13 protein-coding genes are annotated in these 16,178 nt (G+C 69.7%); 6 read left to right on the top strand and 7 right to left on the bottom strand.

The features are described 5' to 3' along the window. Window positions 1-188: 188 nt before the first annotated feature. The 5 genes from ACZ470_RS26180 to ACZ470_RS26160 all read right to left on the bottom strand — a co-directional run bounded on the left by ACZ470_RS26180 (window position 189) and on the right by ACZ470_RS26160 (window position 6,924). Complete coding sequence (locus ACZ470_RS26180) at window positions 189-1,562, bottom strand: alpha-amylase (RefSeq protein ID WP_468430982.1); 1,374 nt, start codon at window positions 1,560-1,562, stop codon at window positions 189-191. A 168-nt stretch (window positions 1,563-1,730) separates the two neighbouring features. Then, window positions 1,731-3,422 (bottom strand): glycoside hydrolase family 13 protein, encoded by a 1,692-nt coding sequence (locus tag ACZ470_RS26175; protein ID WP_468430980.1) that lies wholly within the window; start codon window positions 3,420-3,422, stop codon window positions 1,731-1,733. A 203-nt stretch (window positions 3,423-3,625) separates the two neighbouring features. Then, the gene (locus tag ACZ470_RS26170; RefSeq protein ID WP_468430978.1) at window positions 3,626-4,537 is read right to left on the bottom strand and encodes a sugar ABC transporter permease; all 912 of its coding nucleotides are present in this window, start codon (window positions 4,535-4,537) and stop codon (window positions 3,626-3,628) included. A 13-nt stretch (window positions 4,538-4,550) separates the two neighbouring features. Next, entirely contained in the window at window positions 4,551-5,555 is a 1,005-nt protein-coding gene (locus ACZ470_RS26165) for a carbohydrate ABC transporter permease (protein ID WP_468430976.1), read from the bottom strand. Between the two features lie 97 nt (window positions 5,556-5,652). Continuing rightward, entirely contained in the window at window positions 5,653-6,924 is a 1,272-nt protein-coding gene (locus ACZ470_RS26160) for an extracellular solute-binding protein (protein WP_468430974.1), read from the bottom strand. Window positions 6,925-7,343: 419 nt separating this feature from the next. Between ACZ470_RS26160 and ACZ470_RS26155 the strand changes: the two genes are divergently transcribed. Together ACZ470_RS26155 and ACZ470_RS26150 are read left to right on the top strand one after the other, a co-directional pair. Next, on the top strand, window positions 7,344-8,378 hold the full coding sequence (locus ACZ470_RS26155) for a LacI family DNA-binding transcriptional regulator (protein ID WP_311644709.1): 1,035 nt from the start codon (window positions 7,344-7,346) through the stop codon (window positions 8,376-8,378). Window positions 8,379-8,510: 132 nt separating this feature from the next. Beyond that, window positions 8,511-9,419, top strand: a complete 909-nt coding sequence (locus ACZ470_RS26150) for a phosphatase PAP2 family protein (protein WP_468430972.1) — start codon at window positions 8,511-8,513, stop codon at window positions 9,417-9,419. 10 nt (window positions 9,420-9,429) lie between these two features. On the opposite strand, the gene ACZ470_RS26145 is transcribed toward ACZ470_RS26150, so the two are convergent. Next, window positions 9,430-12,429, bottom strand: a complete 3,000-nt coding sequence (locus tag ACZ470_RS26145) for a bifunctional [glutamine synthetase] adenylyltransferase/[glutamine synthetase]-adenylyl-L-tyrosine phosphorylase (protein WP_468430970.1) — start codon at window positions 12,427-12,429, stop codon at window positions 9,430-9,432. Window positions 12,430-12,611: 182 nt separating this feature from the next. On the opposite strand from ACZ470_RS26145, the gene ACZ470_RS26140 reads away from it, so the two are divergent. Genes ACZ470_RS26140 through ACZ470_RS26125 form a run of 4 tightly spaced genes read left to right on the top strand, consistent with a single transcriptional unit; the run spans window position 12,612 to window position 14,312 of the window. After that, window positions 12,612-13,121 (top strand): pyridoxamine 5'-phosphate oxidase family protein, encoded by a 510-nt coding sequence (locus ACZ470_RS26140; RefSeq protein ID WP_468430968.1) that lies wholly within the window; start codon window positions 12,612-12,614, stop codon window positions 13,119-13,121. A 37-nt stretch (window positions 13,122-13,158) separates the two neighbouring features. Beyond that, a complete protein-coding gene (locus tag ACZ470_RS26135; RefSeq protein WP_468430967.1) occupies window positions 13,159-13,599 on the top strand; it encodes a VOC family protein in 441 nt (146 codons plus the stop codon). 26 nt (window positions 13,600-13,625) lie between these two features. Then, on the top strand, window positions 13,626-13,877 hold the full coding sequence (locus ACZ470_RS26130; RefSeq protein ID WP_468430966.1) for a ribbon-helix-helix domain-containing protein: 252 nt from the start codon (window positions 13,626-13,628) through the stop codon (window positions 13,875-13,877). Further along, complete coding sequence (locus tag ACZ470_RS26125; RefSeq protein WP_468430964.1) at window positions 13,878-14,312, top strand: type II toxin-antitoxin system VapC family toxin; 435 nt, start codon at window positions 13,878-13,880, stop codon at window positions 14,310-14,312. A 75-nt stretch (window positions 14,313-14,387) separates the two neighbouring features. Here the strand turns inward: ACZ470_RS26125 and ACZ470_RS26120 are convergent, their stop codons facing one another. Then, window positions 14,388-15,953 (bottom strand): pectate lyase family protein, encoded by a 1,566-nt coding sequence (locus ACZ470_RS26120; RefSeq protein WP_468430962.1) that lies wholly within the window; start codon window positions 15,951-15,953, stop codon window positions 14,388-14,390. Between the last annotated feature and the right edge of the window lie 225 nt (window positions 15,954-16,178).

Below are 16,178 nucleotides of genomic sequence, written 5' to 3'. Positions count from 1 at the left end.
GCTTACGGCTCATTCGGGTCCGACCCCACGCCACGGCTCGGCCTGTTTCGGCCACGTCACCGGAGCGTCGGCGTGACCGTATCGCCGTTGAAAGCTTTACAGCAAGGGTTGTGAAAGTAACGGTAAGGACTTACATCCGGAATGCCGGGCGCGCCGGCACCGTGAACGACGGCGCGCCCGGCGCGGGTTCAGCAGCTCGACTTGCCCGCGTACACCGCGAGGGCGGTGTTGCCGCCCAGGGTGGCGGTCAGCTGTCCCGAACCGTTCACCGTCACCGTGGTGTTGTTCTGGACGTTGCAGTACGTGCCCGCCGGGAGGGAGGTCTGGTAGGTGCGGGTCAGGGAGCCGGACTCGTGGTTGATGGCCACGAAGCCCTTGCTGCCCCGGCCGAAGGCGATGGCGTCGCCGCCGTTGTCCCACCAGTTGGTGACCGACTGGCCCCGGGTCGCGTTGCGGAAGCCGACCATGGACTTGATCTCCGGCCAGGCGTGCTGGCACTTCCAGCCGCTCTGCCAGCAGGCGTCGACCCGGCCCCCGTTGGGCGGTCCGGCGTCATGGTCGGTGAACTCGTAGCCGGAGTTGATGTCGGGGGCGCCGTAGGGCCAGGCCAGCATGAAGACGTTGGCCAGGGTGTAGGTGGCGTTGTCCTTGTAGCTGAGCGTGCTCCCGTTGCGCTCGGTGTCGTGGTTGTCGACGAAGACGCCGGAGACACCGCTGCTCATGTAGCCCCAGCCCTCGCCGTAGTTCTTCAGGTAGGCGAGGTTCTCGTTGTTGAAGACCCGCTTGAGGTCGTAGGCGTAGCGGAACTCCTGGACGTCCCCGTTGCCGGTGTACTCGGTGGGCTGGACGGCCTCGCCGGCGCCGTGGATGACCTCCTGCTTCCAGTACGCGGAGGGATTGCTCAGCCGGGACTTGATGTTGGCCAGGTCGGCGGCCGGCATGTGCTTGGCGGCGTCGATGCGGAAGCCGTCCACGCCCAGGGAGAGCAGGTCGTTCATGTACTTCGCGATGGCGCCGCGGACGTAGTCCTCGCCGGTGTCGAGGTCGGCGAGGCCGACCAGTTCACAGTTCTGGACGTTGCCGCGGTCCTGGTAGTTGGTGATCTGCGCGGTGCAGTTGTCGAAGTCGTACGAGGAGTACAGGCCGGGGTAGTTGTACTTGGTGTACGACGAGCCGCCGGTGCCGGTGCCGTTGCCCGCCGACATGTGGTTGATGACGGTGTCCGCGACGACCTTGACGCCGGCCGCGTGGCAGGTGTCGACCATGTTCTTGAACGCGGTGCGGTCACCGAGCCGGCCCGCGATCCGGTAGCTGACGGGCTGGTACGACGTCCACCACTGCGAGCCCTGTATGTGCTCGGCGGGCGGGGAGACCTGGACGTATCCGTATCCGGCGGGTCCGAGGGTGGTGGTGCACTCGCGGGCGACCGAGGCGAAGTTCCACTCGAAGAGGACGGCCGTGACGTCCTTGGTGCCCGGCGGGGACGCCTCCGCGGCGGTTGGGGTCATGACAATCGAGGCGGCCGCCAGCGCGACGACCCCGGAGAGGGTTCTGCGTGCCATGTGGGGTTCCTTCTTCATCGAAGGGTGTGGGGATACCGCCGAAGCGGCTTGAAGCTTCTTGCAGAAAACTTCAGCAACCTTGCGGCAACGCAGATGTTAGAGGCCCGCCACCCGAAAGGGCAGCGGGCCGTACCAACTTGAACGAAAAAGTTGCGGGACGGAGGGACGTCAGCCCGTGGTCCACCACACGGTGGTGTCGGCCGGGACCTTCGTCCCGCCCGCCGTCTCGTCCACCTCACCGCTGGCGAGCAGGACACGGCCGTATACCGGGGTGGTCACCGACTCCCCCGTGGTGTTGGCGACGCACACGAACTCCCCGCGCCGGAAGGCGAGGACGCCCTCGGGTGCCGGCAGCCACTCCACCGCGTCGCCCGCGCCCAGATCGGCCCGGCTCCGGCGCACGGAGAGCGCGGACCGGTACAGCTCCAGGGTCGAGCCGGGCACGCCGGTCTGCGCCTCGACGCTCAGCTCGCCCCACCCCTCGGGCTGCGGCAGCCAGCTGCCGCCGTCGCCGAAGCCGTACGAGGAACCCTCACGGGTCCACGGGATCGGCACCCGGCAGCCGTCGCGGAAGCCGTCCTGGCCGGCGCCCCGGAAGTACGCCGGGTCCTGGCGCACCTCGTCGGGCAGGTCGACGACGTCCGGCAGGCCCAGCTCCTCGCCCTGGTAGACGTACGCCGAACCGGGCAGCGCCAGCATCAGCAGCGTCGCCGCACGCGCGCGCCGCAGTCCCAGCTCCCGGTCGCCGGCCAGGCGAATCTGGGTGCCGAGGCCGGCCGGGTTGGCGAAGCGGGTGGCGTGCCGGGTGACGTCGTGGTTGGACAGCACCCAGGTGGCGGGGGCGCCGACCGGGCGCATGGCGTCCAGGGTGCGGTCGATGACCGTGCGCAGCTCCTCGGCGTCCCAGTGGGTGCCCAGGTACTGGAAGTTGAACGCCTGGTGCAGTTCGTCGGGGCGGACGTAGTTGGCGGTGCGCTCGACGGTCGGGGTCCAGGCCTCGGCGACGAAGATGCGCTCGCCGCTGTACTCGTCGAGGATCAGGCGCCACTGCCGGTAGATGTCGTGCACGCCGTCCTGGTCGAAGAACGGCATGACATCGTTGCCCAGCAGTTTCAGCTGCTCATGGGAGCCCAGGTCGGGCAGGCCCTCGGCCTTCACCATGCCGTGGGCGACGTCGATGCGGAAGCCGTCCACGCCCATGTCGAGCCAGAACCGCAGGATGGAGCGGAACTCGTCGCCGACCGCCGGGTGCTCCCAGTTGAAGTCGGGCTGCTCGGGCGCGAACAGGTGCAGGTACCACTCCCCCGGCGTGCCGTCGGGCTCGGTGACCCGGGTCCAGGCCGGGCCGCCGAAGATCGACTCCCAGTCGTTGGGCGGCAGTTCGCCGTTCTCGCCCTTGCCGGGGCGGAAGTGGTAGCGGTCCCGCGACGGGGAGCCGGGGCCCTCGGCGAGGGCGCGCTTGAACCACTCGTGCTGGTCGGAGGAGTGGTTCGGCACGAGGTCGACGATGATCCGCAGGCCCAGTTCATGGGCGTCACGGATCAGCGCGTCCGCGTCGAGCAGGGTGCCGAACATGGGGTCGACGGCCCGGTAGTCGGCGACGTCGTAGCCGGCGTCGGCCTGCGGCGAGGCGTAGAAGGGGCTGAGCCACACGGCGTCCACACCGAGGTCGCGCAGGTACGGCAGGCGGGAGCGGATGCCTTCCAGGTCGCCCATGCCGTCGCCGTTGCTGTCGGCGAAGCTGCGCGGGTACACCTGGTAGATCACCGCGTCCCGCCACCAGTCGCGACACCGCGCGACGGTGGCGACGGCCGCGTCGGTCGTGGAGGTCGGGGCCGGGGCGGCGGAGTGCTGGCTCATGGTGTCCTTGGGAGATGTAACGGATTCATCGGGTCAATGGGCGTGCGGCGAGTGACGAGGCGGCCGCGGTGACAGCGGGGTCGGATGGACACCGCAGCCGCCTCGGGTCAGGGGAAGGGCAACGCCGCTCAGGGGCGCGGGGAACTGCGCGACCAGCCACAACGTCGCTGCAGCCGAACGAAACCAGTTCCCCCTAGCGGCGCTTACCCCTTCGTACCGCCGGCGGTCAGGCCGGTAACCAGGTTCTTCTGCACGAGATAGAAGAACGCGGACACCGGAATCGCGATCAGGACCGCGGTCGCGGCCATGAGATTGCGCTGTGCGTCGTGCTCGCTGACGAAGCTCTGGAGTCCGACGGCGAGCGTGTACTTCTCGTCGTCGAGCATGAACGTCGTGGCGAAGGCGACCTCGCCGAACGCGGTGATGAAGCTGTAGAACGCGGCGACCGCCAGACCCGGCTTGGCGAGCGGGAGGATCAGCCGCGCGAAGGTGCCGAAGGGGGTCAGCCCGTCGACGCGTCCCGCCTCGTCGATCTCGAACGGGATGGTGTCGAAGTAGCCCTTCATCAGCCAGGCGCAGTACGGCACCGCCGTCGAGCAGTAGACGAGGATCAGGCCGAGGTAGCTGTCGATGAGCTGGAGGTCCGAGAGGATCTGGTACATCGGCACCATCAGGACGGCCACCGGGAACATCTGGGTGACCAGCAGCACCCACATGAACTTCCTGTACCCCGGGAAGCGCATGCGGGAGACGGCGTAGCCGGTGGTGGCGGCGACCAGGACACCGATGACCGTGGTGCCGAGCGAGACGATCAGCGAGCTCTTCAGCCAGTCGAAGAAGTTCGTGTTCTGGAGGACGAACGTGTAGTTGTCGAGCGTCATCTTGCCCCAGATGCCGCCGGGACGCAGATAGTCGTCCTTGTCGGGGCCGAGGGACAGGAAGACCAGCCAGGCGACCGGGAACAGCGCGATCAGGCTGGCCACGATCAGGATGCCGTGGGTGGTGAGGCGTGCCAGGGGGCCGCTCTCGCCGCGCCGGCGCACCTTGCGGGGCGGCAGCGGGTCGTCGGCAGGCCGGTCCGCCGGAGCAGTGGTGGTGACGGTCGAGGTGCTCATGGGGACTCCTGCCTCAGATCGCGAGCTGCTGCTCATTGCGGTTCAGCCAGCGGCGGTAGAAGGAGGTGAAGACGATCAGGATGGCCAGCAGCAGCATGCCGTAGGCCGCGGACTCGGCGAACTCGCGCGGCTGCTGTCCGAAGCCGAGCTGGTAGGCCCAGGTCACGAGGATCTGTGCGTCCGGGGCGGTGTTGCCGAACAGCAGGAAGATGACCGCGAACTGGTTGAAGGTCCAGATCACGCCGAGCAGGACCACGGTGGAGCTGACCGAGCGCAGGCCGGGCAGGGTGACGTGGCGGAAGCGCTGCCAGGCACTGGCGCCGTCCATCTCGGCCGCCTCGTACAGGCTGCTGTCGATGGACTGGAGTCCGCCGAGCAGGGAGATCATCATGAAGGGCACACCGCACCAGGTGTTGACCATGATGGCGGCGGCGCGCTGCCAGAAGGAGTCCTCCAGCCATGCCGGGGTGGGCAGGCCGAGGAAGTCCAGGCCGGAGTTGATGATGCCGGCGTCGGCGAGCATGAAGCGCCAGCCGAAGACGGTGACGAAGGTCGGCACGGCCCACGGCAGGATCAGGATCAGCCGGTAGAGGGTGCGGCCGCGGAGTTTCTGGTTGAGCAGCAGGGCGAGGCCCAGGCCGATGCCGTAGTGCAGGGCGACACAGGCCGCCGTCCACACGATCGTCCAGATGAAGTGCGACCAGAAGCGGTCGTATGCCGTCTCGCCCCACAGGATGTCGGCGTAGTTGTCGATGCCGACGAACTTGTAGGTGGCCTCGATCTCGTTGACGCCGATGGTGCGGGCCGAGTTGAGGCTGTCCGCGTCGGTGAGCGTGAGGTAGAAGCCGTAGGCCAGCGGGTACAGCACGATGACGCCGAGCACGAGGGCCACCGGCGCGATCATGGCGTAGGCGTACCAGTGCTTCTGGTACGCGTGCTTCAGGCGCTGCCCCAGCCCGGGGCGGGGCGCGCGGTCACCGCGGCGCTTGCCGGTCGCGCGGTCGATGGCGACTGTCATGGTTCGGCACCTTCTGGATGATCAAGGAGTACGGCACACAGGCCGGCGGCCGCCGGACCCTCCCCTCCTGGAAGCGGGTCCGGCGGCCACACGGGCGTTACTTGCTGAAGTCCGGCACCAGCTTGGCGATCGCGGTCTCCGCGTCGCCCAGGCCCTTGTCCAGGGACTCCTTGCCGCCCGCGATCTGCGGCAGCTCGTCGTCCAGCGGACCCCACAGCGAGCTGTACTCGGGCAGGGCCGGGCGCGGCTGGGCGGCGGCGAGGACCGTCTGGTAGCCGGCGATGCCCGGGTCGGCCTTGACCTTGTCGGTGTAGGCGTCGTCACGGGTGGGCAGCGTGGAGTTCTTCAGCGCGATGGTCTCCTGCGCCTTGGCGGAGGTCATGAAGTTCACGAACTTCAGCGCGGCCTCCTGCTTCTCCTTGGTGGAGCCGGCGTAGACGGAGAGGTTGTGGCCGCCGGTCGGGGCGCCCGCCTTGCCGGTGGTGCCGGCCGGGACGGTGGCGATGCCGAGGTTGGCCTTGTCCTTGAACGCGGAGCCCTTGTAGAAGTTGGTGATCTCCCACGGGCCCTGGATGATCGAGGCGACCTTGCCGTTGACGAACGCGTCCTGGATGTGGGCGTAGGCGTCGGCGGTGACGTCGGCCTTGTGCAGGCCCTTGCCGTCGAACAGGTCCAGCCAGGTGCCGTAGGCCTTCTCGGCCTCGGGGGACTTGACGGTGACCTTCTTGGCGTCGGCGTCGACCATGTCGGTGCCCTCGCCGTACAGGAACGGCTGGGCGTAGTAGCCGGCGGTGGAGCCCCAGTAGCCGTCGACGCCGGTCTTGTCCTTGATGGTGGCGGCGGCCTTCTTCAGGTCGTCCCAGGTCTTGGGGGCCTCGACGCCGGCCTTCTCGAACAGTTCCTTGTTGTATACGAAGGCGAGGGTGTCCGTGGTGAAGGGGACGCCGTAGGTCTTGCCCTCGTACTTGGCCTGCTCGAGCAGGTTGGGCTTGAACTTGTCCTGCTCGGCGAGGGCCTCGGTGCCGTCCAGCGGCAGGAAGAAGCTCTTCTTGGCGAAGGCGGGGGTCCAGCCGACCTCGGAGCGCAGCACGTCGGGGGCGCCCTTGGAACCGGCGGCGGTGTCGAACTTGTTCTGCGCCTGGTCGAAGGGGACGTTGACGTACTTGACCTTGATGTCCTTGTTGGCGGCCTCGAACTCCTTGACCAAGGCCTGGTAGGTCGGCGCCTCGTTCGTCGCGTTGGAGGTGTCCCACCAGGTGATGGTGACCGGGCCGCCGGCCTTGTCGCCACTGTCGCTGTCTCCGCCGCAGGCCGTCGCCGCGAGGGCGAGGGACGCCACCAGCGCGGTGGCCGCTATGCCACGCCGCATGAGTTCTCCTTGAGGGTGAAAGCCCGTGAGTGCAGTCCGGCCCCGTCTGCCGTCCTGCGAACTTGCCGACTGCGCCGTTGCGGCCGCCGGGCGAGGTGAACGTAACAGCGATGTAAGCGATCCGAAAGACCTTGCAGAAAACTTTTGCAAGGAGGGCGGAGAGTTATCCCGCCGTGACCTCCCCTCCACCACCGCGCGACCCGGGTTTCCGCCCGTACGACAAGGGTTCGGACTGTTGTGCAAGACTCTGCAAGCACTTGCCATCCGTTGCCGCCGAGGGAATCATCCCTTGCGGACCGGACGTCGACCACGACTTGAGGACCGCGATGACCCAGCAGCCCGCAGCGGGCCGTTCGACGGCGCGCACCAGGCGTCCGATCGGTGTGCAAGGCGAGAACCGGCAGCTACAGTCCAGTCCTGTGACCACACGCCTTGCCGATATCGCTGCTCAGGCGGGGGTGAGCGAGGCGACCGTCAGCCGCGTCCTCAACGGCAAGCCGGGAGTCGCCGCCACCACCCGCCAGTCCGTGCTCGCCGCCCTCGACGTCCTCGGCTACGAACGCCCGGTACGGCTGCGGCAGCGCAGCGAGGGCCTGGTCGGTCTGATCACCCCGGAGCTGGAGAACCCGATCTTCCCGGCGCTGGCCCAGGTCATCGGGCAGGCGCTGACCCGCCAGGGCTACACCCCGGTGCTCGCCACCCAGACCCCGGGCGGGTCGACGGAGGACGAGCTGACGGAGATGCTCGTGGACCGCGGGGTGGCCGGCATCATCTACGTCTCCGGACTGCACGCGGACACCACCGCCGACATGCAGCGCTACGAGCGACTGCGGGCGCAGGGCGTGCCGTTCGTGCTCGTCGACGGCTTCTCGCCGAAGGTGCAGGCGCCGTTCATCTCCCCCGACGACCGGGCCGCGATGGCGCTCGCCGTCACCCACCTCGCCTCCCTGGGCCACACCCGCATCGGTCTTGCGCTCGGACCGAAGCGGTTCGTACCGGTGCAGCGCAAGATCGAGGGCTTCGTGCGCACCGTGCAGGAACAACTGGGCCTGAGCGCCGAGACGGTCGAGACGGAGCTGGTCCAGCACTCGCTGTACACGCTGGAGGGCGGCCAGGCCGCCGCCACCGCGCTGATGGACCGCGACTGCACGGCGGTGGTGTGCGCGAGCGACATGATGGCGCTGGGCGCGATACGGGCGGCCCGTCAGCGCGGTCTGGACGTGCCGAAGGACATCTCGGTGGTCGGCTTCGACGACTCCCCGCTGATCGCCTTCACCGACCCGCCGCTGACCACGGTCCGCAAGCCGGTCCCGGCGATGGGCCAGGCCGCGGTGCGGACGCTGCTGGAGGAGATCGGCGGAACGCCCGCCCCGCACAGCGAGTTCGTGTTCATGCCGGAACTGGTGGTGCGCGGTTCGACCGCTTCGGCCCCTGGGGACCGGAATCGTCCTTAGGGCGGAGACGACGGCCTTTCGGGCACTGCCACGGTAGGAGAGGGCGGGCCTGTACCCGGGGGAGAACATGCGGGTCGGGCCCGACCGCGGGATGATCTGAGGGGAGGGTCTTTTCTGGCAGACTCTGTGCCCATGGGTGACACGACGGTGACAACGCTGGAAGGCCGCGAAGAGGCCGCAGCGCACCCCGTCGCGGAGCGGACGGGGCAGGGTCGCCTGCGCCGGCTGCGCGCCCCCCGCCGGCCCCGGCTGTGGTTCGAGATCCTGCTGATCGGGGTGAGCTACTGGACGTACTCACTCGTCCGCAACGCGGTGCCCGAACAGCGGTCCGAGGCACTGCGCAACGCCGACTGGATCTGGCGGCTGGAGGAGCAACTCGGCCTCGCCTTCGAGGAGTCCGTCAACCACGCCGTGAACTCGGTGACTTGGCTCATCGTGGGCATGAACTACTACTACGCCACCCTGCACTTCGTGGTGACGCTGGGTGTCCTGGTGTGGCTCTACCGTAGTCATCCCGGCCGCTACGCGGCGACCCGGCTGGTCCTGTTCACCACCACGGGCATCGCCCTCGTCGGCTACTACCTGTATCCGCTCGCGCCGCCCCGGCTGATGAACGGCCAGGACTTCGTCGACACCGTCATGGTCCACGAGACCTGGGGTTCGATGGCCTCCGGCGATCTGAAGAACATGTCCAACCAGTACGCCGCCATGCCGTCGATGCACATCGGCTGGTCGGTGTGGTGCGGGCTGACGATCTTCGCGCTCGCCCGCGTCCCGTGGGTGCGGGTGCTGGGCCTGGTGTACCCGGCCGCCACGCTGGTCGTCATCGTCGCCACCGCCAACCACTTCTGGCTGGACGCCGTGGGCGGCGTCGTCTGCCTGGCCGTCGGCTACGGCATCGCCCTGGTCTGGTACGGCTGCCTGCCGTACTCCCTGCCGAGGCCGGCGCCCGAGCGGAGAAAGCGGGACAAGGAGCAGGAGCAGGAGCAGATGCGGGAGCAACGGGAGCGGGACCGCATCCCGGTGCCGAAGCAGGGATGAGCCCGGGGGGTCACGACCCCCCGTAGAACAGCTCCTCCACCACGCTCCGCGCCCGCCGTGCCGTACGCCGGTACGCGTCGAGCATGTCGCCCGCGTGCCCGGGGCCGTAGCCCAGGTAGCGGCCGACGGCGCCCAGTTCCCGGGGCGCCGTGGGGAAGGTGTCCCCCGCGCGGCCACGGACCAGCATCACCGCGTTGCGCACCCGGCTCGCCAGCACCCACGCCTCGTCGAGGGTGCCGGCGTCCTCCCCGGAGATCAGCCCCGCCGCGTGCGCGGCGGCCAGCGCCTCGCGTGTGCGGGTCGTGCGCAGGCCCGGCTCCCCCGCGCCGTGCCGCAGCTGGAGCAGCTGCACGGTCCACTCCACGTCGGACAGCCCGCCCGGACCGAGCTTGGCGTGCAGCTTGGGGTCGGCGCCGCGCGGCAGCCGCTCGGACTCCATACGGGCCTTCAGCCGCCGTATCTCGCGGACGGCCTCCTCGTCGAGCCCGTCGGCCGGGTAGCGCAGCGGGTCGATCAGCTCGATGAAGCGGCGGCCCAGGTCCTCGTCCCCGGCGACGTGCTCGGCGCGCAGCAGCGCGTGCCGCTCCCACACCAGTGACCAGCGGCGGTAGTACGCCTCGTACGACTTCAGGGTGCGCACCAGCGGGCCCGACTTGCCCTCCGGGCGCAGGTCGGCGTCGATCAGCAGGGGCGGGTCGGCGCTGGGTATCTGGAGCAGCCGGCGCATCTCGGCGACCACCTTGTTGGCCGCCTCGCCGGCCTCCCGCTCGTCCACGCCGTCGCGCGGCTCGTGCACGAACAGGACGTCCGCGTCGGAGCCGTAGCCCAGCTCGTGCCCGCCGAAGCGGCCCATGCCGATGATCGCGAACCGGGTGGGCAGCGTGTCCCCCCAGCCCTCGCGGACCACGGCGCGCAGGGTGCCGGCCAGGGTGGCGGCCGTCAGATCGGACACCGCACCGCCCACCAGGTCCACCAGCGCGCCCTGGTCGGCCTCGGCGGGCTGGGACTCGGTGCCGTAGGAACCGACGATGTCGGCGGCCGACGTGCGGAACAGCTCACGGCGGCGCACCCCGCGGGCGGCCGTGACGCCCTGGACGGCGTTGTCGGCGCGGCGGACGGCGGCGAGCATCTCCTGCTCCAGATGGGCGCGGGAGCGCGGCTCGAGGCCCCCGCCGCCGTCGCCGAGCAGCGCCACCGCCTCGGGGGCGCGCATCAGCAGGTCGGGGGCGAGCCGCCCGGCGGACAGCACCCGGGCCAGGTTCTCGGCGGCGGCTCCCTCGTCGCGCAGCAGCCGCAGGTACCAGGGGGTCTTGCCGAGCGCGTCGGAGACCTTGCGGAAGTTGAGCAGTCCGGCGTCCGGGTCGGCGGAGTCCGCGAACCAGCCCAGCAGCACGGGCAGCAGGGTGCGCTGGATGGCGGCCTTGCGGGTGACGCCGGAGGCCAGCGCCTCCAGGTGGCGCAGGGCGGCGGCCGGGTCGGCGTAGCCGAGGGCGACCATGCGTTCCCGCGCCGCCTCCGCGCTGAGCCGGGCCTCACCGGGGGCCAGGGCGGCGACGGCGTCGAGCAGCGGCCGGTAGAACAGCTTCTCGTGCAGCCGCCGGACGACGGAGGCATGTCGTTTCCACTCCCGGGTCAGGGTGGCGACCGGGTCGGTGCGCAGCTCCAGGGAGCGGCCCAGGCGGCGCAGGTCGGCCTCGTCCTCGGGGACGAGGTGGGTGCGGCGCAGCCGGTAGAGCTGGATGCGGTGCTCCAGGGAGCGCAGGAAGCGGTAGGCGTCGTCGAGCTGGGCGGCGTCCGCGCGGCCGACATAGCCGCCGGCGGCGAGGGCCTTCAGCGCGTCGAGGGTGGTGCCGCTGCGCAGGGAGGCGTCGGAGCGGCCGTGCACCAGCTGGAGCAGCTGCACCGCGAACTCGACGTCGCGCAGCCCGCCGGGCCCGAGCTTGAGCTGGCGGTCGATCTCGGCGGCGGGGATGTTCTCCACCACCCGGCGGCGCATCTTCTGCACGTCGGCGACGAAGTTCTCCCGCTCGGCGGCCCCCCACACCAGCGGCTGGACCGCGGCGACGTACTCCTCGCCGAGCGCGAGGTCGCCGGCGACCGGGCGGGCCTTTAGCAGCGCCTGGAACTCCCAGGTCTTCGCCCAGCGCTGGTAGTAGGCGAGGTGGGAGGCGAGGGTGCGGACGAGCGGCCCGTTGCGGCCCTCGGGCCGCAGATTGGCGTCCACGGGCCAGATGGAGCCCTCGACGGTGGTCTCGGAGCAGATCCGCATCATGTGCGAGGCCAGCCGGGTCGCGGCGCGCAGCGCCTTGTCCTCGTCGGCGCCGTCGGCCGCCTCGCCGACGAAGATGACGTCGACGTCGGAGACGTAGTTCAGCTCGTGTCCGCCGCACTTGCCCATCGCGATCACCGCGAGCCGGCACAGGGCGGCGTCCCCGGGCGCCGCGGCCCCGGCGAGGGCGAGGGCGGCGCGCAGGGTGGCGGTGGCGAGGTCGGCGAGCTCGGCGGCGGTCTGGGCGACCTCGATCGTGCCGCAGACGTCCCGCGCGGCGATGGACAGCAGACAGCGGCGGTAGGCGACGCGGAGCGAGACCGGGTCGGTGGCGTCGGCGAGACCCCGTTCGAACTCCTCGATGCCCGGGTGCAGGTCGCGCGGCTCGTAGGTGACGAGGGCCTGCCAGTCGCTCGGGTGTCGGGCCAGGTGGTCGGCGAGCGCGGCGGAGGCGCCGAGCACCCCAAGCAGCCGGTCCCGCAGCGGCTTGGCGGCTATCAGGGTGTCCAGCAGCTCCTGGCGGGCGGTGGCGCCGTGCTGCGCCTCCAGCAGCCGTACCAGCCCGTGCAGCGCGAGATCGGGGTCGGCGGTCGCGCCGAGGGCGTCCAGCAGGACGGGGTCGTTGCGTACGGGCGCCAGTTCCGCGCTGTCGAGGAGCCGCTCGGCGGCGGACGGATCGGTGAAGCCGTGCCGCAGCAGCCGCGTGAAGGTACTGCTCCTGCGCCCCGGCGCCGACGTCATCCCCGGCCTCCCTCGTGCCTCGCGCCTGTGCCTGGTGCACATGCCTCGGATCAGGGTCGTACGGCCATGAGCCTATCCGGAGTACGTGTGCGCGGCCCCGGGACGGCCCGCGATGAGTTCCGGCGGCGGACGGGGTCTGATGGAAGGACGGCACGTACGGGACGACCGGACATGGAGGTCCGATGAGCGACACCCCCGAGACCCGACTCGACCCGGGTTACAGCGCCCCGGAGGCCGAGGCGCCGCCCTGGTCGGAGACGGAGCGGCTGCTCGCCGGGGCGGAACTGTTCTGGATCTCCACGGTCCGCCCGGACGGCCGCCCCCATGTCACCCCGCTCCCGGCGGTCTGGTCGGCCGGCGCGCTGCACTTCTGCACCGGCCCCGACGAGCGCAAGGCCCGCAACCTGGCGGAGAACCCGCACGTCGTGCTGACGACCGGCACGAACATCTGGAACAAGGGCTACGACGTGGTGGTGGAGGGCGAGGCGGTGCGGGTCGCCGACGACGCGCGGCTGCGCGAGCTGGCGGCGGAGTGGGAGGCGAAGTACGGCAGTTTCTGGCACTTCGAGGTCCGGGACGGGTACTTCCATCACGGTCCGGGGCACGCTGTCGTGTTCTCGGTGGCGCCGCGGACCGTATTCGGGTTCGGTAAGGGGGAGCCGTTCAGCCAGACCCGATGGCGGTTCGCGTGACCCCGCCCGTCCTCGACGAAGGAGCCGGAGGAGTTCCATGGACGTGACCCTCGAAGTGATCCCGCTGCCGGTGAGCGACATCGACCGGGCCAGGGACTTCTACCGGGACAAGGTCGGCTTCCACGTCGACATCGACCAGGAGGTCATGCCGGGCATGCGCATCGTCCAGCTGACCCCGCCCGGCTCCGGCTGCTCGATCGCCCTCGGCGACCGCATCTGGGAGATGACCCCGGGACCCACCCCGGCCCCCGGTTCCTACCAGGGGCTCCAGCTGTGTGTCGCCGACATCGAGGCGGCCCACGCGGAACTGGTCGAACGGGGTTTGGAGGTCTCCGAACCGGTCCGGTACGCGGAGTCCGACGGCGCCACGTTCATGTACTTCACGGACCCGGACGGCAACGGCTGGGCGGTCCAGGAGTACCGGCGGCGGGCCACGGAGCCGCTGCACAGGGTGCTGGGGGATCTGGCGGGCGCGTAATCGTATGGCAGGGGTACCATACGGTCATGGGTCTCAAGCGAACGACGGTCTACCTCGAGGAAGACGACCTCCACGACCTCAAGGCCACGGCTGCGCGGAGAGGGATCAGCGAAGCCGAGCTAATTCGTGAGGGCGTCCACCTCGCCATCGCCCGCAACCGTGTCTGGGAGGAGCCCGCGGGGCTTCCCGTCTTCGACAGCGGCGACGCCACTTTCGCGGAGCGAGGTGACGAAATACTGGGCGAGACGGGCTTCGGCCACTGGAACGAGGCCTCGTAGGTGATCGCCATCGCCGACACGTCGGGGGTCATCGCCTCCGTCGATCGCAGCTGCCCCGAACACAAGACGGCCCGCCATGTGATGGACACCGCCGGTCTGCTGGTGATCCCCCAACTCGTGCTGGCCGAACTGGACCACCTGCTGAGCCGCCGGTTCGGCAAGGATGCCGCGGGACAGGTCATGGACTCGGTCGTGGCACAGGCCAAAACTGGACGCTACGTCCTCGGTGACGCGCATGTCGACCTGCTCGCGGACGCCAGGATCGTTCAGCGCAGGTACCGGGGTCTCGCCCTCGACCTGACCGACTCGGTGATCGCGGTCATGGCCCGCGAGTACGCGACGGACGCCGTGCTCACGCTCGACCGGAAGGACTTCCGCGCCATTCGCCCACTCACCGCACACACGGCGTTCCGGCTTCTGCCGGATGATCTGTAACGGCGCGGTTCCGAGACGACGCGCGGGGCCAACCGCGTCCGGGGGCCGTCCCAAAGGACGACCCCCGACCGCGGGTCAGCTCGCGTACGTCTCGAACTCGGCGATCCTCGGGGTGCCCGAGGCGCTGGTGATCTGGAACGTGATCTTGCTCAGGGAGGTCGGCGAGAAGCCGATGACGCCCGCTCCGCTGCCGGAGGCCAGGACGGCGCCCGTGTCGTGGTTGATGACGCGGTAGGCGCCGATGGTGCCGGAGCCCGAGGCGAGGCGGATGTTGATCTTGGAGACGGTGGTGGCGGAGCCCCACTTGATCGAGACGGATCCGGTCGAGCCGGACGGCGACCAGTAGGTGCTCATGTTGCCGTCACGGACGTTGCCGTAGCTCGTGCCGTCCGCCTTGGAGGTGCCGTCGGAGCCCGCACCGAGGCTGAGGTTGGTGCCGGTGGGCGGGTCAGTGGGGTCCGGGTCGGTCGGGTCCGGGTCGGGGTCCGTGGGGTCCGGGTCGGTCGGGTCGGGGTCGGTCGGGTCCGGGGTCTGCGGGGTGCAGCTGCCGTCGGAGACCTTCAGGCCCTTGTTGGCGCCCGCCGTCTGGCTCACGACGCTCGGCACGCAGTTGGCCGCGTCGAGGGTGTACGCGTACGGGATGCTCACCGAGGTGTTCGACGTGGGGTTCGGGCCCGCGGGGTTGTTGTCGCCGCTGCGCGAGGACCAGGTCACGTTGTCGAAGATGTTGCCGCTGACCTGCCAGTAGCCGGCCGCGTCGGTGTAGAAGGTGCCGAGGACGTCCTTGGAGTCCTCGAAGTAGTTGTTGTCCACCTTCGCGCGGGCGCCGGCACGGGAGTTGATGCCGGACTCGTTCAGGTTCTTGTAGTGGTTGTTGTAGATGTGCGAGATGCCGCCGCGCAGCAGGGGCGTACGGGAGTCGATGTTCTCGTACAGGTTGTGGTGGAACGTGACGTAGCCGTTCGAGGTGTCGCTCTCGCTGGAGCCGATGAGACCGCCGCGGCCGGAGTTGCGCAGGGTGCTGTAGGACAGCGTCACGTACTGGGTGTTGTCCTTCATGTCGAAGAGGCCGTCGAAGCCCTCCGACTCACCGCCGGACGCCTCCAGCGTGGTGTGGTCCACCCAGACGTTGCGGACACCGCTTTCCATGCCGATGGCGTCGCCGCCGTTCGACGTGGGCGAGCCCGACTTCTTGACGTTCCGGATGGTCACGTTCTGGATGATGATGTTGCTGGACTCCCGGATGTGGATGCCCAGCTGGTCGAAGACGGCGCCGTTGCCCACGCCGACGATCGTGACGTTGCTGATCTGCTTGAGCTCGATCTTGTCGGCGGCGGTGCTGCAACTGCCGCCCGACACCTGGCTGGTGTTGCCGTGGTTGATGGTGCCCTCGACCTGGATGACGATCGGGGTCGACCTGCTGGCCCGGCTGCACAGCGCCTGGTGGATCGCGGTGCCGGTGGTGGCACGGACCGTCTGCCCGCCCGCCCCGCCGGTGGTGCCGCCGTTCTGCGTCGCATAGCCGGTGACACCGCCGGTCGCGGCGGATGCCGTGGACGTGGACAGCGCCACGCCGGTCGCGGCCGCGAGTGCTCCCGTGGCCAATAGCGCGGAGAGCCGCACTGCGACTGATCGTCTCATTCTCGTCTCGCCTTTCGTCCTCATGTGCCGGGCGTTCCGCCTCCGGCATCGCATGTCATGGGCATGTCAGTACGACCGATGAGGGGTGGCGGGGTGGGCCGACCCATCGGCGAGAAAGCGCTTTCTGTTTGTTCGTCGCGACAGTAGAGCCACGTTCGAGGGGCTGGCAAGGTTCTGCGCAGTTACGGAAATCTGGATTCCGGTTAGCTGCCGGTTTAGTGCGGG

This window comes from Streptomyces sp. NPDC031111, assembly GCF_055570675.1.
The sequence above is the reverse complement of the archived record's forward strand: the minus strand, read 5'-3'. Positions and strand labels throughout refer to the sequence as shown.